The 22,649-nt window shown below is 69.7% G+C and carries 16 protein-coding genes and 6 pseudogenes; 9 read left to right on the top strand and 13 right to left on the bottom strand.

Annotated features, from left to right (window positions below; genetic code table 11):
• The first annotated feature begins 63 nt into the window (after nt 1-63).
• Nucleotides 64-1,246: pseudogene (locus tag AVL59_RS54685) on the top strand (IS3 family transposase).
• On the opposite strand, the pseudogene AVL59_RS56095 reads toward AVL59_RS54685, so the two are convergent.
• Nucleotides 1,210-1,419 (bottom strand): annotated as a pseudogene (locus tag AVL59_RS56095) (transposase); the annotation flags it as partial. The pseudogenes AVL59_RS54685 and AVL59_RS56095 overlap by 37 nt on opposite strands.
• 379 nt (nt 1,420-1,798) lie before the next feature.
• On the opposite strand from AVL59_RS56095, the gene AVL59_RS22420 reads away from it, so the two are divergent.
• A complete protein-coding gene (locus AVL59_RS22420) occupies nt 1,799-2,119 on the top strand; it encodes a hypothetical protein (protein ID WP_159400007.1) in 321 nt (106 codons plus the stop codon).
• A 1,280-nt stretch (nt 2,120-3,399) separates the two neighbouring features.
• Here the strand turns inward: AVL59_RS22420 and AVL59_RS56090 are convergent.
• Nucleotides 3,400-3,696: a hypothetical protein gene (locus AVL59_RS56090; protein WP_308281973.1), complete on the bottom strand. Its 297-nt coding sequence runs from the start codon at nt 3,694-3,696 to the stop codon at nt 3,400-3,402.
• Between the two features lie 213 nt (nt 3,697-3,909).
• Between AVL59_RS56090 and AVL59_RS22410 the strand changes: the two genes are divergently transcribed.
• The gene (locus AVL59_RS22410) at nt 3,910-4,377 is read left to right on the top strand and encodes a hypothetical protein (protein ID WP_067307283.1); all 468 of its coding nucleotides are present in this window, start codon (nt 3,910-3,912) and stop codon (nt 4,375-4,377) included.
• A gap of 658 nt (nt 4,378-5,035) precedes the next feature.
• Here the strand turns inward: AVL59_RS22410 and AVL59_RS22405 are convergent.
• The 4 genes and pseudogenes from AVL59_RS22405 to AVL59_RS48870 all read right to left on the bottom strand — a co-directional run bounded on the left by AVL59_RS22405 (nt 5,036) and on the right by AVL59_RS48870 (nt 7,449).
• Nucleotides 5,036-5,353: a DUF932 domain-containing protein gene (locus AVL59_RS22405; RefSeq protein WP_067307280.1), complete on the bottom strand. Its 318-nt coding sequence runs from the start codon at nt 5,351-5,353 to the stop codon at nt 5,036-5,038.
• A gap of 83 nt (nt 5,354-5,436) precedes the next feature.
• A pseudogene (locus AVL59_RS54675) lies at nt 5,437-5,559 on the bottom strand (IS630 family transposase); the annotation flags it as partial.
• An 18-nt stretch (nt 5,560-5,577) separates the two neighbouring features.
• Nucleotides 5,578-6,540 (bottom strand): hypothetical protein, encoded by a 963-nt coding sequence (locus AVL59_RS54670; protein WP_237281612.1) that lies wholly within the window; start codon nt 6,538-6,540, stop codon nt 5,578-5,580.
• 91 nt (nt 6,541-6,631) lie between these two features.
• A protein-coding gene (locus AVL59_RS48870) for an IS5 family transposase (RefSeq protein WP_418361207.1) occupies nt 6,632-7,449 on the bottom strand; the annotation gives its coding sequence in 2 pieces (ribosomal slippage) (nt 6,632-7,117 and nt 7,120-7,449; 816 coding nt in all).
• A gap of 69 nt (nt 7,450-7,518) precedes the next feature.
• Here AVL59_RS48870 and AVL59_RS55670 point away from each other — a divergent pair.
• Both AVL59_RS55670 and AVL59_RS22380 read left to right on the top strand, forming a co-directional pair.
• Nucleotides 7,519-7,647, top strand: coding sequence for a hypothetical protein (locus tag AVL59_RS55670; protein ID WP_257785101.1), 129 nt, complete (start codon nt 7,519-7,521; stop codon nt 7,645-7,647).
• Nucleotides 7,648-8,271: 624 nt separating this feature from the next.
• On the top strand, nt 8,272-8,556 hold the full coding sequence (locus AVL59_RS22380) for a hypothetical protein (RefSeq protein WP_237281906.1): 285 nt from the start codon (nt 8,272-8,274) through the stop codon (nt 8,554-8,556).
• 506 nt (nt 8,557-9,062) lie between these two features.
• Here the strand turns inward: AVL59_RS22380 and AVL59_RS22375 are convergent.
• Nucleotides 9,063-9,872 (bottom strand): ATP nucleotide 3'-pyrophosphokinase, encoded by an 810-nt coding sequence (locus AVL59_RS22375; protein ID WP_067307271.1) that lies wholly within the window; start codon nt 9,870-9,872, stop codon nt 9,063-9,065.
• 325 nt (nt 9,873-10,197) lie between these two features.
• Nucleotides 10,198-10,467: a hypothetical protein gene (locus AVL59_RS22370; RefSeq protein ID WP_067307268.1), complete on the bottom strand. Its 270-nt coding sequence runs from the start codon at nt 10,465-10,467 to the stop codon at nt 10,198-10,200.
• Between the two features lie 58 nt (nt 10,468-10,525).
• Here AVL59_RS22370 and AVL59_RS56880 point away from each other — a divergent pair.
• Nucleotides 10,526-11,438 (top strand): annotated as a pseudogene (locus AVL59_RS56880) (winged helix-turn-helix domain-containing protein).
• Between the two features lie 6 nt (nt 11,439-11,444).
• On the opposite strand, the gene AVL59_RS52385 reads toward AVL59_RS56880, so the two are convergent.
• Complete coding sequence (locus AVL59_RS52385; protein ID WP_159400006.1) at nt 11,445-11,621, bottom strand: hypothetical protein; 177 nt, start codon at nt 11,619-11,621, stop codon at nt 11,445-11,447.
• Nucleotides 11,622-11,678: 57 nt separating this feature from the next.
• Between AVL59_RS52385 and AVL59_RS22360 the strand changes: the two genes are divergently transcribed.
• The gene (locus tag AVL59_RS22360; protein WP_159400005.1) at nt 11,679-12,275 is read left to right on the top strand and encodes a hypothetical protein; all 597 of its coding nucleotides are present in this window, start codon (nt 11,679-11,681) and stop codon (nt 12,273-12,275) included.
• A gap of 152 nt (nt 12,276-12,427) precedes the next feature.
• Nucleotides 12,428-13,108 carry a DUF998 domain-containing protein gene (locus AVL59_RS22355; protein WP_067307262.1) on the top strand — a complete coding sequence of 227 codons (681 nt, stop codon included), beginning with the start codon at nt 12,428-12,430 and terminating at the stop codon, nt 13,106-13,108.
• A gap of 41 nt (nt 13,109-13,149) precedes the next feature.
• Here AVL59_RS22355 and AVL59_RS22350 read toward each other — a convergent pair whose 3' ends face one another.
• From AVL59_RS22350 to AVL59_RS48855, 4 genes and pseudogenes are all read right to left on the bottom strand, one after another.
• Nucleotides 13,150-13,572, bottom strand: a complete 423-nt coding sequence (locus tag AVL59_RS22350; RefSeq protein ID WP_067307259.1) for a transposase — start codon at nt 13,570-13,572, stop codon at nt 13,150-13,152.
• Nucleotides 13,573-13,665: 93 nt separating this feature from the next.
• Nucleotides 13,666-13,899, bottom strand: a pseudogene (locus AVL59_RS22345) (FtsX-like permease family protein); the annotation flags it as partial.
• 29 nt (nt 13,900-13,928) lie between these two features.
• Nucleotides 13,929-14,363 (bottom strand): annotated as a pseudogene (locus AVL59_RS22340) (transposase); the annotation flags it as partial.
• A gap of 26 nt (nt 14,364-14,389) precedes the next feature.
• Nucleotides 14,390-15,189, bottom strand: a protein-coding gene (locus tag AVL59_RS48855; protein ID WP_237281881.1) for an IS5 family transposase whose coding sequence is annotated in 2 segments (ribosomal slippage) — nt 14,390-14,851 and nt 14,854-15,189 — 798 coding nt in all. Because the reading frame shifts where the segments join, the coding sequence is not laid out codon by codon here.
• A 353-nt stretch (nt 15,190-15,542) separates the two neighbouring features.
• Here AVL59_RS48855 and AVL59_RS22325 point away from each other — a divergent pair.
• Nucleotides 15,543-22,649: a type I polyketide synthase gene (locus tag AVL59_RS22325; RefSeq protein WP_237281610.1), complete on the top strand. Its 7,107-nt coding sequence runs from the start codon at nt 15,543-15,545 to the stop codon at nt 22,647-22,649.

Below are 22,649 nucleotides of genomic sequence, written 5' to 3'. Positions count from 1 at the left end.
ATGTGGGCGATGTTGAACCGCTCCGGGGCTGATGGAGGCTCGATGCCCTGAGAGGATCGAATCATGGCACGTCCGTCCCCCTACCCCTCTGAGGTTCGTGAGCGTGCTGTGCGCATGGTCGCGGAGATCCGTCCGAACTACCCCACCGAGTGGGCCGCGATGAAGGCGGTTGCCGCGAAGCTGGGCATCGGCACGGCGGAGACGGTGCGGAGCTGGGTCCGCAAGGCCGAGGTCGACGCCGGTCAGCGACCCGGCACCACCTCGGAGGAGGCCGCGGAGATCAAGCGGCTGAAGGCCGAGAATGCCGGACTGCGGCGGGCGAACGAGATTTTGAAGGCCGCGTCGGCTTTCTCCGCGGCCGAGCTTGACCGGCCGTCGAAGCGCTCGTAGCGGTCATCGACGAGCACCGGCAGGTGTTCGGGGTCGAGCCGATCTGCCGTGTCCTGGCCGGCCACGGACTGAAGATCGCAACGAGCACCTACTACGCCGCCAAGAAGCGCACCCCAGTGCCAGGGCGGTCCGCGACGCCGAGTTGAAGACGCAGATCAGTCGCGTCCATGCCGACAACTTCAGCGTCTACGGGGTCCGGAAGGTATGGCGGCAGCTGCACCGTGAGGGCATAACCGTGGCCCGTTGCACGGTCGCTCGGCTGATGCGCGACCTGGGTCTGGAGGGCGCCCTCCGCGGCAGGAAGATCCGCACCACCATCCGTGACGATGGGCACGGCCGGGCGGCTGACCTGCTACAACGTGACTTCACCGCGTCCCGGCCGAACGAGCGACGGGTCACGGACTTCACCCACGTCGCCACCTGGTCAGGAATCGTCTACATCGCTTTCGTCGTGGACGTCTTCTCCCGGGCGATCGTTGGCTGGTCCGCCGCCACCAGCAAACGGGCCAAGATCGTCCTCGACGCCCTCGACATGGCCCTATGGCGACGCGACCGTGCCGGCACACCAGCCAGCCCCGGCCTGATTCATCATTCGGACGCGGGCAGTCAATACACGTCTTTCGCGTTCACCGCACACCACCGCGAGGCCGGCGTCGACGCCTCCATCGGCACCGTCGGCGACGCCCTGGACGACGCACTCATGGAATCCCGGATCGGCCTCTACAGAACAGAGCTGAACAAGCCCCGTCGGCCCTGGCACGGCCTCGCCGATGTCGAACTCGGCACCGCGGAATGGGTTGACTGGTTCAACAACCAGCCCTGCTGGGTGGTGCCGTCCGCTTCCCACTTCGCGTAGTAGTCGTAGACGCTCTTGTGCGGCGGGAAGTCGTGCGGCAGGCACTCCCAGGGAATGCCGGTGCGGTTGACGTAGAGGATCGCGTTGACGATCTCTCGCAGATCGTGCACCCGGGCCGCCGTGCCGGGTCCGGTTCGTCTCGCCCGCCAGGCGGTGAACACCGGTTCGATCAAGGCTCAGCGGGCGTCCGACACGTCACTGCGGTACGGACGACCAACACTCACGCCTCATGCAACGACCACCAACGGTGCCAGTCACAAAAACATCCCAGAACACCAACTACCCAGGTCAGATGCCCTCTAAGCGCCCCACAGCGGTAAACGGCTGGACGAATCACCCCGCGCCAGCACCCGCCGGGAAGTGAAAAGGGAACTCGACCCCGAACCCGGACGACTCCTCGCCATCGGCTGGACCCCACTGCGCCCCGGCCGCAGCGAAGACATCGTCTTCACCATCGACATGGGCGCCGTGAACGGTGTGAGTACGCGCGCGTGCGAGGGTGAGTGTGTGCCCCGATGCCCCCTGCCCGGGCGGCTGTGATGCGGTGGTCGCATGCTTCCCGACGACGTGCAGCCGAACGACACGCGAACGCGCCTTGCCCACCCGACGTGGTGGAAGACGCCTCTCGTGGCCTCCCTGCTCGGCCTGCCTTTCCTCGTACTGGAGTACCACTGGTTCCGGTCCCAGGACGGCCTCGACGCCCTCGGAGGAGTGTTCTACTGGTCAACCGGCCTGCTCGCCCTCTCCTGGGCCCTGCCGCACCGCCGCTCCCTGCGCACACCACGCATCCTGACCGCCGGCGCCGGCCTCGGATGCGTACTCCTTCCCATCCTGTTCGCACTGGCACTGGGCGCAGCCATGACCAGCAACTGACAGAACCAAGAGCCGCACCGGACTCCGCCCCGCCACAAGCTCGGAGCGCACCAGGACCGGCTACCCGGCGCACCACCACGCCGAGAGCGCGCTGCACCCGTCTCCGGGCACCACGCAGCGCCGCCCTACCCCACACACCACCCACAGACCCAGGACACGTCCGGGGCCGGGCCCAGGCCCTGAAATGCCGGCGGGCGCGACAGGCCCATACAGACCGACGGTTTCAGATGCTGAGGGGGAGGCCGAGGGGGGATCCCACAAGGGTGCTGACGGGTTGTTCGAGAAGACCGTCGGTGATGTCGTCGGGGTCCGGTGCCCGGGCGGCTACGGCGGGGACGATCGTTCCAAGGGAAAGCAGTGCGCTCACTGCAGCAACAGCCACGATGCGGCGGACAGACAGCACGGTGATTTCCTCTCGGCGAGGAGAAGACGCTGAACGTATGGACGGGCAAGAGACTTCCCACCCACCACGCCCGCGCACGCTTCACGTCACTCGTTTAACGGACAGCCGCCCCCACCCACAAACGATTGGCATAGGCATCGAGACACCCCCTGACAGAACCCGGGAGATCGGGTGCGGGCCCCGCCAGCCCGGAACCCCCCGGCCGGGGGTTCGGAGCGTCGGGGCCCGATCGGCATGGCCGGGCCGGGTCCCTGGCGGGATCCGGGACGTCAAGCGCGAGGCCGGGCCTGTCGGCCCTCGGCGAGAGTGAGGCGCAGCATGGGGACCACGGCGCGGCGGCCGCCGCGCCCGACAGACGCCGTGCGACGCCATCCCTCAGGCGCGGGGCCGGCCGTCGGCCGACATCCGGGAAAGCCTCCTGACGGGGGCTTCACACGGGGCCGGGCCCCTGACGGGACCCGGGCGATCGGGTGCCGTCCCTGGGGCCGGTCGGCCCCGGGGAGGGACGGGGCGCAGCCCCGCACCGAGACCTCGGTGCGGGGCTGCGCCCAGCAACCGCTGTACGACCGCGAATCCCCCAGACACGGGGCCAGCCATTGACCGGACGCGGGGAAGCCCCCTGACGGGGGCTTCGCACGAGACCGAGCCCCGGCCCCTGACGGGACCCGAGGCCTCGGGGACGGGCCTGGAGCCGGTCGGCCCCAGCGGGAGGCGGGGCACAGCACCACCGCACGCCACGGCGTGGGGGGCGACGCGCAGGTAGAGGGTTTCGCTTTCCTCGACGTCGAGCAGGCCCTGGCGGGCCGCCCACAGGGCGCCGCGGATGTCGCCGGCCTCGCGTCGGCGGGTGGACATTCACTGGCGGCGAACGTGAACGTCAGCGTGCTGTGGCCGCGCGGCTGATGGCGCGCAGGATCTCGTCACGGTTACCGGCCTTGACCATCCAGCGCGGAAGCCGGGCCAGCGCCGTCATCTTCGCGTTCATGTCGTACCAGGGCGCACGTTCGCGCAGGGTGGCTTGCACGAACCGCTGTATCAGCGTCAGATGTTCATGGTTGTACGCCCACACATACCCGTGCCGGGTGCGAGCCTTCAACAACAGCGGGAGACCAAACCACGGATCCGTCGGCTCAGCCACGCGCCCGGCGAAGGACAGGACCTTGCCATGGTTCATGCGCGACAGACCGCACCCAGCGCACGTCAGCCGACGCGGTGACCACCAATACGTCTCGGACGAGAGCCGAGCAATCCGCGCCTGACCCCCGCAGCCGGGACAGTGGACCAGGACGGCGTCCACAAGAAAGGCGTAGGGCTCCCTGCCCGGATCGCGAAAACGCGGTGGTGACGAGGCCATCGGCCCAGTATGCACAGCCTGCCAAGGACACGCATGGGCATTCTTACCCGTACCCGCGCCGCCCTGGAGCTGATGCTCGCGTCGTGGGCGGAACAGATGCCCATACAGGCGCCGGGTGATTGGGTCAGCTGCCAGGTGCGTGCTCACCGGGACTGGGACCGGCCCATGATCGTCTCCTTTACGCCCGGCGACCGGGGCAGGGAGTTCAGCGCGATCATCTACGACCAGGACCACGAGCAGACGTCACAGCGGGCGGCCGAAATGCGCGACCGGGGCTGGCGTGAGCTGGACACCCACCGCCGCTGGAGCATCGAACTGCCGGAGACGGACCCCCACGCCCCGGCCGAGATCGCCAGGCTGGTCATCGCTGATCTCCGCGCCCGCGGTGCCACGTGCCCCGCGGAGGTGACGGCATGGGACATCAGCGCAGGAGATCACGGAGACCTCTGGGTCCCCGGCCTGGGAGTCCAGACTCATCCAGCACGCGGGGAGCACTACTAGTGCGCCCGGTACTGTGAGCCACCTCACGCCGTACATGGCGTCCGGCACCGGTGCCAGCGCGGCCATCGCGATGTTCACCATCGGCATGGGCACCGTGAAGTTCATCCGAAGCAACGACCACTGATAGAGGGCACGGTCGAGGGTGGGAGCTCCCGCCCTCGACCGCCTCCAACGATTCCGGACGCCCCGGCACAAGCCGCCCACCACCAACACAACGGGCCACTCCGCCTTCCCCCAGCCGGCTCTCAACCAGGAGGGGAAGCCCCCTGTCGGTGCCTCATACGCGATCGAGGCCGGGCCCATGACAGGCCCCGGGCGATCGGGTGCCGGCCCGAGGGCCCGCGGCCGACGGGGTGCAGCCGGAGGTCCTATTGGCCCACGGCCGGTCACGGACTCGCGTGGCAACGCCCCGCCGGGGCGGGGCGCGGGGACATAGGCAAAGCCTCGCCCCGCCGATGCAGACAGCGAGCTGGACGCAGCACCGCGCCCGGGCCGCACCACCCCGCAGGATGGTGCGGCTCGACGGTGCGCCGGGCCACGGTGGCCCGGCGCACCGTGGGTCAGGCCCGGGTGAGCTGGAGAAGGCGCCGGTGGGCCTTGGCCTTCATGTCGTCATCGGCCCCTTCCAGGGCGGCGGTGGCGCGCGCGATCTCCTCGGTCATCGTCTGGCCGGGGCGACGTGGTCGAGGTAACCGGTGATGGCTCGCTCTGCGGCGTAGGCGGTGCGGCCCACCTTCTCCGTCTCGGTACGGAACCGGTCGTCGAGTGCGCTGAGCCGGGTGGCGTGGTTGGTCCGAGTCCGCTTGGAAGCGTCGTCGTCGAGGAGCCACAGGTCGGCGACGACCTTGTGGAAGTTGGCGACGGCCAGGTCCGTGCGCGCGAGCGCGGTCTCCTCGGCAGCGAAGTTCTCGAAGTACTGCACCGACAGGCCGCCGCCGACGTCGTCTTCGCCGTCGACTACACCGTCTGCACCCACTGCCGGCTCGGCTGGGTCGAGCAGCCCTACACCATGGAGAAGTACCAACGGTGCGGGCTAGCCACCGCCGGCCTGGAAGCGCTGCGCCATGAGAAGCTCTTGCGTCCGTCGCGTCGTCCGTCGTCCCTGCGCGGCCGGTAGATCAGCCGGGACCGGTGGCCGGGCTTGTAGCAGGTCAGCGCGCCGCGCTGTGACCAGGTCTTCGCCGTTCTCGCGGAGGTCCCTCAAGCGCTGTGGCAGGGAACATCCGGCGTGAGCATCTCGTGGATGCAGCGGCGCAGTCCGCTGTTGGAGTCGACCGGTCCGAGCCACGGCACCCGCTGGAACAGGTCGCTGCATCGGTCGGTACTCAGGTCGGTCAGGAGGGCTCGGAGCTCGTCGGGGACGGGGTTGCCGACCAGGCACAGCCAGGCGAGGCCGGCGCCGATGCGGATCTCGGGCGATCGGCCGGGATCCGACCACAGCTCCCGGGCCCACACCGGAGCGTGTTCGTCCTGGTGTTCGCGGGCGAGCTGGGCGATCGCCAGGATCAAGCTCACACGGACCACCGGATCGTCTTCTACCGCCAGCCTGCGGTGCAGGGTTGAGGAGACGCGCGGGATCTCGCTGGTCGCCGCCGCCAGGACGAAGGCGGTCGCGGAGCGGACATCGGGATCGGGGTCGGGGAGAAGAGGGAACAGGAGGTGCAGGTCGTCCGTGATGGCATCGCGAGCAGCCTGAATCGTCCAGTTCGTCGGACACATCGTGGTGCCCTCCGCCTCCAGCGGATCCTCGGCGACTTGGAGAAGGCCTTCACGTGTTCCGTCCCCGAAGTGCTGGCATCGTCCGATCCCGGCGACCAGGCGAAGGGTGCTCGCCCGGAGCCCGGGAACCCCAGTAGTCGCGATCCGGAGCAGGAACGGTACTGCCAGTGCTCCCACCGCGATCGTGCTGCCCTGGTGGTGGAGGTTTTCCCACAGTTCCCCCAAGGCCCGGCCGGCGGCTTCGGCATCTCCGGAGGCGAGCGTCGCGAGGCGACCGGGTACCTCCTCGCCCGGGCCGTAGAAGTGCGGAAACCGCTGCCAAGGGATCGCGTCGTACTTGAACCCGTCCTTGACCTCCCGCGGGATCGCGCCCATGACCGTCCGCATGTCGGCATCCGTACCTGCCCACGGCTCGGGCCACCTGGCCCAGCGGTCATCGTCCATGGTTTGGCCTTCCGGTCCACCGACACCAGCCGAACCCCGGGAGTCTAACGACCGGTGATCTAGAGCGCGGTCCGCCGCTGCCTTAGAGGTCCTAACAAAGGCGTCGGACGTGTCGGTGGGTGATGAGGCAGGTGGCGAGGCCGAGGAAGGCTTCGTGGATGTCGTCGCGTCGCTCCCAGCGGATCCGCAGGCGGCGGAATCCGTGCAGCCAGGCAATCGTGCGCTCGACCACCCAGCGGAAGACGCCGAGGCCAGAGCCGTGGGGCTCGCCTCGTTCGGCAATGACCGGGCGGATACCGCGCCGCCACACCAGTCGGCGGTACTTGTCGTGGTCGTAGCCGCGGTCCGCGAGGAGCGCATCCGGTCGGCGTCTGGGCCGGCCGACGGCGCCGGCAACGGCGGGGACCTTGTCGAGCAGGGGCAGGAGCTGGGTGACGTCGTTGCGGTTTCCGCCGGTCAGCGACACCGCGAGCGGGATGCCCTGGGCGTCGGTGAGGACGTGGTGTTTGCTGCCTGGCCGTGCGCGATCGACCGGGCTGGGGCCGCTTTTGGGCCCCGCCGAGCGGCCCGCACGTGGGAGGAGTCGATCACCGCCCGCGACCAGTCCAGCTTCTTCGCGGCCCGCAGCTTCTTCAGCAGCACCAAGTGGAGCGCGTCCCAGACACCGGCTTCGTTCCACGCGGCCAGGCGCCGCCAGCACGTCATCCCCGAGCCGAAGCCCAGTTCCTGGGGCAGGTACTCCCACTGAATGCCGGTATGCAGCACGAACAGGATCCCGCACAACGCCTGCCGGTCCGGGATCCGGGGCCGCCCCTCCACCAGCTTCGGACCCGGTTCAGGCAGCAATGGCTCGATCAGCGACCACAGTTCATCCGACACGATCCAAGGTCGCGACTGACGTTTCCCCACGAGTAGACCAACGACCGCTCAAGCCGAAAGTCACATGATCAACGGCTTCTGTTAGGACCTCTTACTCCGGTGGCACCGCACCACAGTGACGTCATTTCTCTGGACGATCCGCACTTCGTCGCCCGCTACCACCAGGCCGTCCAGGACTACCGCGACCAACTTGCCCGCGAGCGGCGCAAGAAGCTGCGCGTCGCCTGACTCACCCGACCGGCCTGGGGCATGCCGTCGTCGGTGGCGCAGCCGCCACAGAATCGTGGCAGCAGCGCCACTGAAGAACCGAGATCGGTCAGCGGACTATGACCGAGCTGCATGCAGCAGCTGTGCATATAGATCCCGCCCGGAACATTGCGGATCCGCGATGTTATGCAGCTGCCACTGCCCCGTTGCTGCACTTCGAGCAGCGCCGTCGGCTGCATGCAGCAGGGACCAGTGTGGCATGCAGCAGCACCGCGACTGCTGCACGGCCGGGGCCGGCCTGCTACCCGTGCAGCACCCGTGTGCCGCCTGGGCCATGCAAATGCTGCGCTGCACGACCACGAGCAGCACCACCGCGACGACGATCACCACCCACCGAGCAGCACCCTGGTCGCTTTGTACACGAGTTGCGGACGTCATTTGTCGATGAGTGCGGGAGTCACCTCTACGACGGCCAGGTCGATGGTCACGACTACGGGAGGCACTCCGCCGCCAATCCGATCCGACCGCTCTGTCGGCGCTCGCCGATGACGGCTGGTCCGGTACACGTAACTGCGACCACAGAGTGGCGTTGGACAGATCACAAAGAAGATGACCGTCTCATCGAACAGGAGCATCACAGTGATCATGAAGGTTCTGGCCGGCGCGGCTTTCGCGATTGCCGCGACGACGGCCGTCGCCGTACCCGCATCGGCGACGGACTTCGGAACTGCCAGCGGCGACACCGCCATCACGGGCGACGCAGGCGGCATCCTCAACACCTATGGCGCTCCACTCATCAACGCCGACCTCCGCTGCGCGGTGCCGCTACCGGAGGGTGAGGGCATCGGGGGGCACCTGCTCGGCGAGCCCAAGGCCGCGTGCAACATCGCGCCCGCCGACCAGTACCAGGAACCGCAGAAACTGCTCTGACAGCAGCACCGAGGAGTAACGCTCCCCCGCCGGCCCCGCGGATCCGCCAAGGCCGCAAGCAGTTTGAGCAGGCCGCGATGGAGCGGTCCCGTTGAGTGGGCGACTTGACCAAACAGGCGTCGGCGACCGCACCGCTGAGGAAGAGCGGCAACGAAGGCGACTCAGGGAATTCGCCGGTGGACGGCCTTCCAACCCTCCACCGGGCCGTGAGTGACTCCCGAACTCATCGACATTGATCAAGCGGCGAGGCTACGTAACGACTCCCGTTCGTTCTCGCGTACAAAGCCACCCTGCTGCACACACCCCGAGCAGCAGGACCAGGAGCAGCATCGGCTGACTTGCCTCACCGAACTTTGACCGATCTCATTGAACTTGGACCGGTCCCGCTGCTGGTCGGCCCGTCACGGCTCCGGCTTTGGGACGGATCTCGCAGATGCCGGGTCAGCGGCTGGCGCGGGGGAACCGAGGGCAGCCCCGGGCAGGCGGCCGGGGCTGCGCAGCGGGCGTCAGGCTGCTGGCACCAGACGAGTGGCAGGTGGCACGAGGGCGGGAGCGCCGTCAGGGACGGGTACTGCGGCGAAGATCGCGTCCTGCTGGTCCTGCAGCTCCCTCTTGCGCTCGGGGCTGGTCGACGGCAGCCGCTGCTCCTCGTACAGCTTGTGCGTCTCCGCCTGGGCGAACTTGCTCGCCGGGGTGTGGAACTGCACCTCGAACAGCTGCCGCGACCCAGGCGCGCGCCAGCCCGTGTTGAGTCCCTTGTAGCCCTTCTCCCGACCCCAGGTGTTGGACCACTTCGTGGTGTCGCTGCCCCAGGCGGACAGCGAATCCGAGGCGATGGTGACACCAGTGACGTAGCGGGTGTCGGTCCATTGGAGGGTGTAGCGCACCGCGTCACTCAGGCGCGCCAGGACGTCGTCGGTGTTGCGTTCCGGATGCTCCTTGAGGTCGGTGGCGACCTTCCGCCTGAGGGAGTCGGGGGACTTGAGGCGATAGTCGAAGCCGACGAGCTCGGCATGGCTGAGGGCGGCGGCAGCCCGTACATCGCGGCTGATCGACGGCTCCGCCGTGCGGGCACGGGCAAGGTACGCGTCAACCTTGCGGTTGTCCGCGGCGTTCAGGCACAGTCCGTCGCCCTCCCAGCCGTCCGGGTCGTCGTCGCACTGCCCCGCACCGCCACCGCTGCGCATGGCGGTGGTGTGCTTGCCCGTCGTGTCGGATGGGTCGGCGGCGTACGCGGTAAGCCCGTTAGTGGCCGTGGCCAGGGCGACAGCGGCGGCCAGGACGGCGGCCGCCCGGCTCAAGTGGTGCGTGCTCATACGGCAGGAGTGTCCCTTCATGGCGCGTGGCACCGCCTGCACCGGATGAACGGGGCGGGCGGTGATCGTCGCCGTGGACAACGGGAGGAAGGACGGAGAAGTACCGCGAAGCAGCCCCAGATATGGGGCATTAGCGTGATGGCGCCGTCGCGGCGGAATCGTGCGGCAGAGCGGTGCTGTCAGCCGGCCTCCAGGCCGGTGATCGTCTCACCGCACCTTGGACGCCCGCGCGCGGCAGCCGCGCGCCGACCCACAGCGGGACCGGTCAAACTCCGGTGAGTTCGGTCAGAGTTCGGTGAGACGGGTCATCGGCAGCAGCCGCAGGCTACGCGCCCTGCGAACCGCCCTCACCGGCTGAGGCCGACCGGCGCTTCCTGACCCAGGCCGCCACGGCGACGAACGCCACCGGCGCACCGACGGCCGCCTTGACCCCCAGCTTCGCCATCACCCAGCCGAAGAAGAAGTGGTGCCACCCGTCCACCCACCACGTGACGCCCGCCACCAGCCCGGCGACGGATAGACCGCAGACCACCGACACCGCGATGCGAGCCACACGCCCGAGCTGCGGCTCGCCGTCTTCCTTGATCCCCTCCATGGACCCCACTATAGAAGCGGCTCGCTCGCGCACCGAACGAACGAGCCAACCAAGGCGCATCGTCCGGGACGGCCTCAGCGGCGGGCTGACCGACGCCGTCAGGGCCGCGCGGGAGCGGATCCGGCTGGAGGCCGTGGAATGCTTCGATCGCGGGAAGAAGAACCGGGAGATCGCGGCCGCGCTGCGGGTGAGCGAGCGGTCGGTGGAGCGGTGGCGTCGGGCCTGGCGCGAACGAGGCGAGGCCGGGGTCCTGACGAGGGGCTCACCTGGCCGCCCGAGACTCGGCCCACCGCAAATCGTCAGGCTGGAACGGGAACTGGAGCGTGGCCCACTCGCCCATGGCTGGGCGGACCAGCGATGGACGCCGGCAAGGGTGAAGACGCTGATCGGCCGGCTGTTCCACGTCTCGTACACAGTGGAAGGCACCTGGCGGCTGCTGAAGCGGCACGGCTGGTCGTGGCAGCAGCCCGCACGACGGGCCATCGAGCGCGATGATGCGGGTGCGGGGCCGGGGCAGTGGCCGGGTGTCAATGGCGGGCATGACCTGCTGCAAGCCGGGCGAGCGGCCCCGGATGTTCTACGCAGTCCGCGAGTACAACGGGCGCAAGGACCAGCCCAAGGGCTTCACCTGGCGCGACTTGCGGGACCTGCTTGTCCGGGCCCGTACCCAGCTCGGCGGCCCGATCGTGCTGGTCTGGGACAATGTGCGCATCCACCTCGCCGCCCCGCTACGGGAGTTCATCGCCGCGAACGCCCACTGGCTCACCGTCTTCCAACTCCCCTCCTGCTCACCGGATCTCAACCCGCAGGAGGGCATCTGGTCGATGGTCAAGCGCGACGTTGGCAACCTCGCCGCAGCCGACCTGGGCCAGACCACCCGTGCCGTCAAGCACCGGCTCAAGCAGATCCAGTACCGCCCGGACCTGATCGACGGCTGCCTCGCAGGAACCGGCCTGGTCATGGACGGCTGACCGACGTCACGAATTCAAGTTCAGGCAGCCCGCGTCGCCCTGCCCGATGCCCGTCACCTCGTCGTAGGAGGCCTCGGGGTGCCGGATCGCGGCGAAGCTGCGGAAGGGGCGGAGACCGTTGTGCTCGGTGACCGCGACTTCGGTGAGGCGGCCCGTAGCCAGCAGGCAGCTCCCGGCGCACACCGACCCCGCCGTCGCCCGGTATTGATCACGGGTTGACCAAGGGTAGAGGATGGTGCAATGAGTGTCGGGATAAGGATTGCCCTGAAGGCATATGCAAGTCTGCGAGATGTCCAGACTTTTGCATGGAATCAAAACTTAAATATCGTGGAGGTGACCCGAGAGGATGAGACCCCGACCAGGTTCGGCTGGGAAACCTGTGATGAAACCACGAGTCTCGATTACCTTGAAGATCCGATCCTAGGCGTCAGTTACGTCACGATCAGAGGTGAGAGGATCGCCCACCTGAGTGAAGCGGTCCGCACGGGTCTCGCTACCTGGACATTCCAGGACGGCATGCGTCTCATCTCTGCTGGAAATGACAGCGACGCCATCATTCAAGGCGTCTATGTCGGTGCAATCTCTGCGACGCGGAAGGATGTCCCTGTCGTCTCGGAGGCGTTCCGATCAGTAATTCGACATCCGGATCGGGAAGTCCGACGCGCTGTGTTAGTCGGCATTGGCTACGTGACAGTGGGCACAGAGTTGCGGGAAATCGCAAAGGAAATTCGAAACTCTGATCAGGATGAAGGTATCCGAGTCGACGCAGGGTACCTACTGGAGGGCCTTGAGATGGCCTCCGCGGCCCCCGTTGCCGACGATGATGACGCTCTCTGAAAGCGGCTCTGGCCGCAGTTCCGTGAACCCCCTGAGTCGTGGCTGCACGTAGGGTCTGCCCTACCTCGTGCCCGGGGGCTTGTCGGAGTGCCTGGGGCCGGCCGTGCATGATCCGCTGTTCGCACGTGAACCGTGCGGGAGAAGGTGGACAGTTGAAGGCTCGGATCGGATACGTCGCGTGGGTCGCAGGTGTGGTGCAGTTCTTCGTGGCCCACGTGATCGTCGAGTCGGCCTGGACCAGGCCATACAGTTGGGTTCGGAACAACATCAGTGACCTAGGTAATGCTCACTGCGCCATGCAGTCGGAACCTCAGTCACGCTACGTCTGCTCGCCCGAACACGGCCTGATGAACGCCTCGTTCATCGCTTTGGGGACGCTTTTCGTCGTCGGTGTCGTCTTCGCTGGGGCTGTGTTTCGCACAGGCGCGACCGCGATCATAGCCCGGTGCCTGCTGACCTGCGCCGGCGTGGGATTCGTGTTGGCCGGGCTGGCACCCGCGGACGTGCACGAGAACCAGCATGTCCTGGGTGCGCTGCTCATCATGGCCATAGGGAACATCGGTCTTGTGCTGGCGGGAGTCGGCCTGGCGGATGAAGTGTCGGGTCCGCTGCACTGGGCAACCAGCCTGCTGGGGGTGACGGCGGTGACGGCCTTCGGGCTCTTTCTCTCCCACCGCTATCTCGGACTCGGGATGGGTGGCATGGAGCGGGTAGCGGTGTTTCCCCTCTTGGCGTGGGCGCTGTCAGCCGGTGTCCGCGGCCTGTTCCACCAGGCGACTCGCATGCAGGATGCGTGGCCGAGAAGGGATACGGCGCAGGCCACCCGCAGCTGATGAGGCTTTCTACGGTCGGCTTGTCCGGAGTTCCGTGACGGTCATGGCTGGGTGAGGATCCGGGTCCGTTGAAGTTCGAACGAGGCCCGGCCATACATTGCTCTCTTGAGTGTTCTCACCCGGTTCACGTGGCCTTCGATGACGCCGGAACTCCAAGGGAGGGTAAGCCCGGCGGTGACGGCGTCGAGGTCTTGGCGGAGGAAGCCGGCGAAGCCCTTCATGGGCTTCGGTGCGTCCTGCTCGGCCTGGCGGATCCACTCCAGCAGCAGGTATCCGCGCTGGTGACGGACGAGATCGGCGAACGCGCGGGCGAGATCGCAAGCCCGGGTGATGTCCGGGCAGGCGAGCCGGACTTGAAGCAGCCGCTCGTTCTGGCTGTCCGTGAGCGTCTCTCGGGGCCGCATGGTCCACGCGGTGATCTTGCGGGGGCTGGGCATGTCGGCCCGGACCGCTCGCGACGGCATGGCCGAAACATTCCGAGTGCTGTGGTCGTGGCCCGGTCACCATGGGCGGGTATCTGCACCGTGTGACGGGTCCACGACCATGACCGAGCCCGGTCACTGGGCGGTGATGGACGTCAGTATCTTCAGCCGGGAGGCGCGGTGAGCCGGCCAGAGTGCGGCTAGCACCCCGACCACGAGGGCGATCAGGAGGAACAGCCCGAGCCGGTACCAGGGCAGTGCCATTGCGTAGGTCGGCAGCGCCTGGCTTGCCAGCTCGCCGCCAGCCCAGGCGATGAAGACGCCCACGCCTATGCCGAGGACCGCGCCGAACAGTGAGATCAAGAAACTGCCGATCACAGCCGGCTACTGACGGCCTGTCAGGGTGATGTTGGGTCGGCGAGGGTCAGGCCGGTGCCCGCTATGAAGCCGTCGAGGGTGTCGGGCCGGTACTGGAGGCGTTTGAGCCGGTTGCGGACGAGTGTTTCCAGGCGGTCGAGGGCGACGACGGCGAGGTCGGCCAGACTGCGTTTGACGTGCACCCACACGCTTTCGACGGGATTGAGGTCGGGCGAGTAGGCGGGCGGCAGGAACGCCGTCAGCCACCCACGCTCGGCGATCAACTCACGCATGGCGTGGGAGACATGAGTGTTGAGCCGGTCCCAGACCAGCACGATCGGCGCCTGGACGAGCTGGTGGGTGCCGTCGATCAGCGCGATGAAGTCGCGCTCGCCCATGCCGCGGCGTTTGCCCCGGCCTGCGGGGTGGGTGCGCGGGCGGTGACACAACCGGGTGCGGGAGCCGGGCCGCATCGCGGCGCCCGAGGTCCTTAGAAGTCATCTCATTTGGTGAGTCTGCGGTAGCAGATGAGGGTGCAGGCGATGCTGGTGAAGGCCAGGAAGTGTTCGGCTTTGCGTTCGTAGCGGCGGTGGAGGCGGCGGCATCCGGCGAGCCAGGCCATGGTGCGTTCGATCGTCCAGCGGTGGCGGCCCAGCCGTGTGGAGGGCTCGATGCCTTTGCGGGCGATGCGATGTCGGATGCCGCGGCTGCGTAACCATCGGCGCAGGTGGTTGTAGTCGTAGCCTTTGTCGCCGTGGAGTTTGGCGGGCCGTCGTCGGCGCGGTCCGCGCCGGGAGCGAATGGGTGGGATGCCTCGCACGAGCGGTTCGAGGGCCTGGCTGTCGTGCAGGTTGGCACCGGATATCCCGACGGACAGGGGCAGCCCGGTACGCTCGGTGATCAAGTGGATCTTTGAACCGTACTTGCCGCGATCCACCGGATTCGGACCTGTCAGGTCCCCTTTTTCAGGGCTCGCATGTTCACCGAGTCGATCGCGCAGCGAGACCAGTCCAGTTCACCGCGAGAGCCGAGTTCGTCGAGGACCAGGCGATGGAGCTTCGCCCACACCCGGGCCTTCGACCACTCGGCGAAGCGCCGGTGAGCCGTGGGCCCTGAAAGCCCGAACGAGGCGGACGGCAGTTGCTGCCACGTGCAGCCCGACGTGGCCACGAACACGATCGCAGCCAACACCTCCCGGTCGCCGTGCCGGCGCCGGCCACCACCCTGAGGCCGACTCGGCGCCTCCGGAACCACTCGCTGGAACAACTCCCACAGCTCATCCGGCACAAGCCGCTCAACGATCCCCACATCTGGAGCCTATCGAACACCCCAAATGAGATGACCTCTTAGCACGGTCTGTCCTGCGGGCATCCGCTACGTACTTCGATGTATCACGCACGCCTCTCGCTGCCCCTGTGCAGGCAGACGCGCCGATTGCGTCCTCGAGCGACCAATCTCTCTGCGGAGTACCCGTGACAACTGCACCAGTGACCATCCTGGGGATCAGTCCGTTTGGTGAACCCGACCCGAGACTCGTCGCTGCCGTCTGCCAAGCCGGTGGGCTCGGCGTGCTCGACCTCGGGAGGGGCGACCGGCGGGCGCGAGAGGCACTGAGCCTGGTCCGGCAGTGGGTACCGGGGCCGTTCGGTGTGCGTATGGGCGCGGGTTGCCTCCTCGCCCCCGGTGATCTGGGGGAGGCCGGGGGCGTGGACACGGTGCTGCTCGCCGCGGATTCGCCCCTGCGGCCGGGTGACCTCGGGGCGGGCCACCGGGTCCTGGTCGAGGTCACCAGCCGCGAGGAGGCGATCGCGGCCGCGCGCGCCGGGGCGCACGGCCTGGTCGCCCGTGGTCAGGAGAGCGGCGGGCGGGTCGGTGAGCTGAGCACCTTTGTGCTGCTCCAGCAGCTGCTGGCGGACGGGGAGTTGGACCTGCCCATCTGGGCCTGCGGCGGCATTGGGCCGCACACCGCCGCGGCCGCAGTGGTCGGTGGAGCGGCGGGAGTCGTCCTGGACACCCAGCTGGCGCTGCTCGAAGAGTCCGGGCTCGCGGAGGAGGTGGCCGCGGCGGTACGGACCATGGACGGCTCGGAGACGGTCGTGGTGGGCGGCCACCGGGTGCTGCGCCGCCGCGGGCCGCGCGTGCCGCCGATGCCGGAGGACCCGGCCGAGGTGGCTGGCCTGCTCGGCAGCCGGGACTTGCGTACCCAGTTGCTCCCGGTCGGGCAGGACGGCTTCCTGGCCGCCCGCTTCGCCGAGCAGTGGGGGGACGTCGGCGGTGCGGTCCGCGCGGTCGGCGCCGCCGTCGTCGATGCGGTGCGGGACGACGCGGCGTCGAACGCGCTGCGCGGTGACTCGCCTCTGAGCCGGTCGCTGGGCACCCGGCTGCCCATCGCGCAGGGGCCGATGACCAGGGTCAGTGATCAGGCGCGGTTCGCCTCGGCCGTGGCCGAGCACGGTGCGTTGCCCTTTCTGGCGCTGGGGCTGGCCGGTCCGGAGCAGACGCGGACCCTGCTGGATCAGACCCGTGCCGCGCTGGAGGGCCGCCCCTGGGGCGTGGGCGTGCTCGGCTTCGCTCCCGAGCAGATCAAGGCCGCGCAGCTGGAGCTCATCCGGGAATTCCGGCCGCGTTGCGCCATCATCGCGGGCGGCCGTCCCGCGCAAGCGTCCGCGCTGGAGGAGGCCGGTGTCGCAACGTTCCTGCATGTCCCCTCGCCGGGGCTGCTCAGACAGTTCCTTGCTGCCGGTGCGCGCAAGTTCGTCTTCGAAGGCTCCGAGTGTGGTGGTCACGTCGGGCCGAGGAGCAGCTTTGTGCTGTGGGAGGCCCAGATCGCGGTGCTCAGTGAGTTCCTGGACGGGGCCGAGGGAGCCGGGGGCATCGATCCCGGCGAGCTGAGGGTGTTGTTCGCCGGTGGCATCCATGACGAACGGTCATCGGCGATGGTGGCCGCGCTCGCCGCTCCGCTGTCCGCCCGTGGGGTGGCCGTGGGGGTGCTCATGGGTACCGCGTATCTGTTCACCGAGGAGGCGGTCGACCGCACAGCGGTGCGGCCGCTGTTCCAACGGCAGGTGCTGGCAGCGCGGCGGACCGAGCTGCTGGAGACCGCGCCGGGCCACGCGACGCGCTGCGTGCACAGCCCCTTCACCGCGGGCTTCGCGGGCGTCAAGGACGAGTTGCGGTCCCAGGGTGTCCCGGACCGGCAGGTGTGGGAGCAGCTGGAGCGGCTGAACGTCGGGCGGCTGAGGGTCGCCAGCAAGGGAGTCGAGCGGGTCGGCGGGGACCTGGTCGAGGTGGACGAGGAACGACAGCTCGCCGAGGGCATGTTCATGGCCGGTCAGGTGGCGGTGCTGCGTTCCGAGGTCACTACGGTCCCCGCCCTGCACGAGTCGGTCAGCACAGCGGCCGCCGAGTTCTTCGCCGAGCGCGCGGCACAGCTGCGCGACCGGTTCGGTGTCGCCCCGCCCTGCGACGAGGCCGCGGACCCGGCCACGGGACCGGCCGCTGCCCCGGAGCCGCTGGACATCGCCGTGGTCGGGATGTCCTGCATGTTCCCCGGCGCCGCGGACCTGGCCGACTACTGGGCGAACGTGGTGGCGGGAGTCGACGCCGTCACCGAGGTGCCCGCCGAGCGGTGGGACCCGGCGGTCTATTACGCACCCGAGGCGGACAGCGCCCACACGGAGTCCAAGTGGGGCGGCTTCCTGCCGGACATCCCCTTCGATCCCTTGCGCTACGGCATCCCGCCCTCCTCGCTGGGCAGCATCGAACCGGTGCAGCTGCTGGCGCTGGAGGCCGCGCGGCGGGCCCTGCGGGACGCCGGTTACGAGGGGCGGGACTTCGACCGGTCCCGGGCCTCCGTAGTGTTCGGGGCGGAAGCGGGCAGTGATCTGTCCGGCGCCACCACACTGCGCAACCTGCTTCCGGCCTATCTGGGGGAACTGCCGGCCGGGCTGGACGCGCAGTTGCCCAGGCTCACCGGGGACTCCTTTCCCGGGATGCTGGCCAATGTCATCTCCGGCCGGATCGCCAACCGGCTCGACCTGGGCGGTGCGAACTATACGGTCGACGCGGCCTGCGCCTCCTCGCTGGCCGCGGTGGACGTGGCCTGCAAGGAGCTGTCCGGTGGCACCAGCGACCTGGTGCTGTGCGGCGGCGCCGATCTGCACAACGGAATCAACGACTACCTGCTGTTCTCCTCGGTGCACGCGCTCTCACCGACCGGCCGCTCCCGCACCTTCGACGACGCGGCCGACGGCATAGCCCTCGGCGAGGGCGTCGCCTGCCTGGTGCTCAAGCGACTGGCGGACGCGGAGCGGGACGGGGACCGGGTCTACGCGGTGATCAAGGGCGTCGGCAGCGCCAGTGACGGCAAGTCGCTGGGCCTGACCGCCCCCCGCCCGGAGGGGCAGCGCTCGGCGCTGGAACGCGCGTACCGCAACGCCGGGATATCGCCTGCGCAGGTCGGCCTGATCGAGGCGCACGGCACCGGGACCGTGGTCGGCGACCGCGCCGAGCTGAGCACCCTCACCGAGGTGTTCACCGAAGCCGGGGCGGCACCGGGCAGCTGCGCGCTCGGCTCGGTCAAGTCGCAGATCGGGCACACCAAGTGCGCCGCGGGTCTGGCCGGTCTGATCAAGACCGCCATGGCGCTGCACACCGGGGTCAAGCCGCCCACGGTGAACCTGCGGCAGCCCAACCCGGCCTGGCAGGAGGGGACCAGTCCGTTTGCGTTCCACACCGCGGCGCGGCCGTGGGCGGCGCCCGCGGCCGAGCGGGTCGCCGGGGTCAGCGCCTTCGGATTCGGCGGCACCAACTTCCACGTCGTACTGGGGGCCTACGACGGGACGCCGCCGCCGGTGCATGCGCTTGAGGCGTGGCCGGCCGAGTTGTTCGTCTTCCGGGGCGCCGACCGCGCGGACGCCAACCGTGCCATCGAGCAGCTGCTGAAGCTCGTCGAGGCGAACGACCTGGGCGGTGGTCCCTGGCGGTTGCGCGACTTCGCGGTAACCGCGTCCCGCCGCTGCGACACCTCTGAACAGCCCGTTCAGTCCGCCGTGGTGGCCGGTGACCTGGCTGAGCTGGCCGGGCTGCTGCGACGGGCGCTCGCCGGCGAGCACGACCCGTCGGCGGGGGTCTTCGCCGCCGGGCCGGCCGACCGAGGAGACGGGGGCGACCGGGCCGGGGTGACTGGAGCGGACGATCCGGAAGACCACGGCAATGAGCCCAGGACGGCTGGAACGGATGGTCCGCAAGACCGAGGCGACCGGGCCAAGGCGACGGGAGCGAACAGCAGCGGCGAGGGCCCAGGCGACGGGCCCGGCGTGGCGTTCCTCTTCCCCGGGCAGGGCAGTCAGCGGCCGGGAATGCTCGCCGAGTTGTTCGTCGCGTTCCCGGAGGTCCAGCGGTACCTCCAGCTCGGCCGCGAGTGGGCCGGCCGCCTCCACCCGCCGGCCGCCTTCTCCCCCACCGTCGCCGCCGAGCAGCGGACCCGGATCACCGACACCAGGGTCGCGCAGCCGGTGCTGGGCATCGCTGGGCTGGCCGTGCACGAGCTGTTCGGCCGCGCCGGTGTACGCCCGGACATGGTGGCCGGGCACAGCTACGGCGAACTGGTCGCGCTGTGCGCCGCTGGGGCGTTCGCCCCCGCGACCCTGCTGGAGCTGAGTGCGGAGCGGGCCGAGGCGATCCTGTCCGCCACCGGTACGGACCCGGGTACCATGGCCGCGGTCGCGGCCGGAGCCGCCGAGGTATACGGGCAGTTGACCGCGGACGGCCTGGCGGACCGGATCGTCGTCGCCAACCACAACGCCCCCGACCAGACGGTCATCTCCGGGCCCGTCGAGGCGGTCGACGCCGCGGTACGGCGGCTGCGCGCGAACGGCTACGGCGCCAAGCGCATCCCCGTGGCCTGCGCGTTCCACAGCCCGCTCGTCGCCGGCGCCGGCGAGCGGTTCGCCCAGGCGCTGCTGGACCGGCCCGTACGCGAACCCGAGGTGCCGGTGTGGTCCAACCGCACGGCTGCGGTCTATCCGGGACGACCCGAGGACATACGGGCCGAGCTGGCCGCCCAGATCAGCGCACCCGTGCGCTTCGTGGAGCAGATCGAGCGGATGTACGCGGCCGGGGCCCGCGTCTTCGTCGAAGCGGGCCCCGGCTCGGTGCTCACCGGTCTGGTGTCCGCGATCCTCCGCGACCGCCCGCACACCACGGTGGCCTGCGACACGCCGGGCAGGCGCGGCCTGCACGGTTTCCTGAGCTCGCTCGCCCAAGCCGCGGTCGCCGGTGTGAGGGTGCGCACCGGCTGGATGTTCCACGGCCGCGACGCCACCGAACTGAGCCGCGCCGCCGCACTCGAACTGCCCGGCTGGACCGTCAACGGACAGCTGGTGCGCACCCGTGACGGCAGCCCTCTGCCCGGCTCCCTCATGCCGGCCCGACGTATCCAGGAGATGACCGTGACCAAGGCGGAGGGCGGCGGCGCCGTCGCCGACCGTGACCAGATGATCCACGACTTCCTGCGCGCCAGCCGGGAGATCGTCGCCGCGCAGCGCGATGTGCTGCTCACCTACTTCGGCGGCGGCGCGCCGGGCGGTCCGGTCGCCGCACCGGTCGCCGCGCCGCTCCTCCCGGCCGCGCCGGCGGTGGCGGTCACGTCCACGACGCCGGTGCCCGAGGCCGCCGCCCCCTCGGCCGCCCCGCCGCCGCAGGAGCCGTCTTCGGCCGCCACGTCGGGACCACGAGGACTGCCGACCGAGGCGGATCTACTGCGGACCGTCCTGGACATCATCAGCGAACGCACCGGCTATCCGGTGGACATGATCGAGCCTCAGCTCGATCTCGAGGCGGAGCTGAGCATCGACTCGATCAAGCGGATCGAGATCGCCGGTGAACTGGCCGCTCGTCTCTTCGCCGGTGCCCAGGGCGGGCCGGGGACCTCCCAGCTCGACGATACGGAGCTGGAGGTGCTCTCCAAGGCCCGTACGGTCGCTCGCATGGCCGAGTTGCTGTCCGAGCGGCTGAACGGCGCCGAGCAGCAGGGCCGGGGCGGCCAGGACGCCCCGGCCCAGGCGAACCCGGATCAGCCGGCCCCCGGCCAGCCGGGCCCAGATCGGACAAGCCCGGTCCAGGCAGGCTTGGGGGAGCCGAGCCCGGCCCAGGAACACCCGGCGCACGAGGCCCCGGAGCACCAGCGTGCGCAGGGCCCGGTCGGCCATCCCGCTCCCGCATCCGTGGTCGCCGAGGCGCCGGTCCGTATGGTGCTGCGGCCCGTCGCTCTCCCCGAGCCGACCGCGGAGGCCACCGCCCTCGCGGGCAGGAGATTCGCGCTGCTGGGTGAGCGCGGTGCCGTGACCGAGAGCTTGTCCGCCCGGCTCGCCGCCCACGGCGCGGAGCCGGTCGTCCTCGACCCGGGGCATCTGCTCACCGATCAGGACGGGCCCTGGGACGGCGTACTGCATCTGGCGGCGCTCGGGGATGGCGAGGGCCCGCTGCTGCCGGAGTCCTTCCCGGTGTTCCAGGCCGCGCTGGGTCGCGGCCCCCGATGGCTGATCGCCGCCGCCCGAAGCGCGGCGCCGGACAGGGCAAGCGCGGCACCGGATGCGGCCGCGGGCGGCACGCCGGGCGACGCCGCCTCGCTCAACGGGCCGGCGGACGGGCTGCGGGGCATGTTCCGGACCATCGTCCAGGAGTATCCGGACACGGTCGCCAGGGTGGTCGAGGTCGCCCCTGAGGACTCGGCGACCGACGTGGCGACGGCGCTGGTCGGTGAACTGCTGTCCACCGAGCGTGCCCCGGTCGTGCTCCGGTCCTCCGGCGGGCGGTACGGGCTCGAACTGGTCGAGGCCGGCCTCGGTCCACTGGGCGACAGGGGGGCCGGTCCGGCCGGAGACGGCGCGGCCGAGGCCGCCGCCATCGGTCTGGACCGCGACTCGGTGATTCTGCTGGTGGGTGGTGCGCGCGGCATCACGGCGCGGTTCGCCGCGACGTTGGCGTCGGCCGCCCGCTGCCGGATCGAGTTGGCCGGCAGGACCGCCGCACCGGTCGGCCCGGAGGACCCGGCCACCCGGTCGGCGCCCGACCGCGCCGCGTTGCGGGCCGCCCTCGCGGCTCAGGAAAGCCGTTCGCCGGCCGAGATCGAGCGGGCCGTCGCACAGATCCTGGCGCAGCGGGAGATCCGCGCCACCGTGGAGCAACTGGGCCGTCTGGGCAGTGCGGTGCGGTACCACTCGGTGGACGTCCGGGACGCCGAAGCGGTGCACCGGCTGGTAAAGGAGATCCACGCCGAGCACGGCCGGCTGGACGGCGTGGTCCACGCCGCCGGGGTCATCGAGGACCGGCTGCTGGCGCAGAAGGAGTTCGAGTCCTTCCGGAGGGTGTTCGACACCAAGGTGGACGGCGCGCGCACGCTGTTGGAGGCCATGGCGGACCTGCCGGACCGGCCCAGGTTCGCGGTGCTGTTCGGCAGCGTCTCGGCCGTCGTGGGCAACCGCGGCCAGGTGGACTACGCGGCGGCCAACGACGCCCTGCAGAGCCTGGGCAGCCGATGGGCCGCGCGGAGAGGCCACCGGGCACTGACGGTCCACTGGGGGCCGTGGGCGCCCACCGGCGAGCACAACGGCATGGTGACCCCGGAGCTCGCCCGGGAGTACGCCCGCCGCGGGCTGAAGCTGATCGACCCCGAGGAGGGGACGCTCTGCCTGCTGCGCGAGCTCGCCTGGGGCGAGGAGTCGGCGGACGCCGTGGTCTATACGGGATCGGGTTGGTGA

It is taken from the genome of Streptomyces griseochromogenes (assembly GCF_001542625.1).
Classification (GTDB): Bacteria; Actinomycetota; Actinomycetes; order Streptomycetales; family Streptomycetaceae; genus Streptomyces; species Streptomyces griseochromogenes.
The sequence above is the reverse complement of the archived record's forward strand: the minus strand, read 5'-3'. Positions and strand labels throughout refer to the sequence as shown.

Coding starts and splice junctions, on each gene's coding strand:
- AVL59_RS22420 (WP_159400007.1), top strand. CDS start 1,799: ATGCTTCCCGACGACGTGCAGCCGAACGACACGCGAACGCGCCTTGCC.
- AVL59_RS56090 (WP_308281973.1), bottom strand. CDS start 3,696: ATGAACCATGGCAAGGTCCTGTCCTTCGCCGGGCGCGTGGCTGAGCCG.
- AVL59_RS22410 (WP_067307283.1), top strand. CDS start 3,910: ATGGGCATTCTTACCCGTACCCGCGCCGCCCTGGAGCTGATGCTCGCG.
- AVL59_RS54670 (WP_237281612.1), bottom strand. CDS start 6,540: ATGGACGATGACCGCTGGGCCAGGTGGCCCGAGCCGTGGGCAGGTACG.
- AVL59_RS22380 (WP_237281906.1), top strand. CDS start 8,272: ATGAAGGTTCTGGCCGGCGCGGCTTTCGCGATTGCCGCGACGACGGCC.
- AVL59_RS22375 (WP_067307271.1), bottom strand. CDS start 9,872: ATGAGCACGCACCACTTGAGCCGGGCGGCCGCCGTCCTGGCCGCCGCT.
- AVL59_RS22370 (WP_067307268.1), bottom strand. CDS start 10,467: ATGGAGGGGATCAAGGAAGACGGCGAGCCGCAGCTCGGGCGTGTGGCT.
- AVL59_RS22360 (WP_159400005.1), top strand. CDS start 11,679: ATGAGTGTCGGGATAAGGATTGCCCTGAAGGCATATGCAAGTCTGCGA.
- AVL59_RS22350 (WP_067307259.1), bottom strand. CDS start 13,572: ATGCCGTCGCGAGCGGTCCGGGCCGACATGCCCAGCCCCCGCAAGATC.
- AVL59_RS22325 (WP_237281610.1), top strand. CDS start 15,543: ATGGGCGCGGGTTGCCTCCTCGCCCCCGGTGATCTGGGGGAGGCCGGG.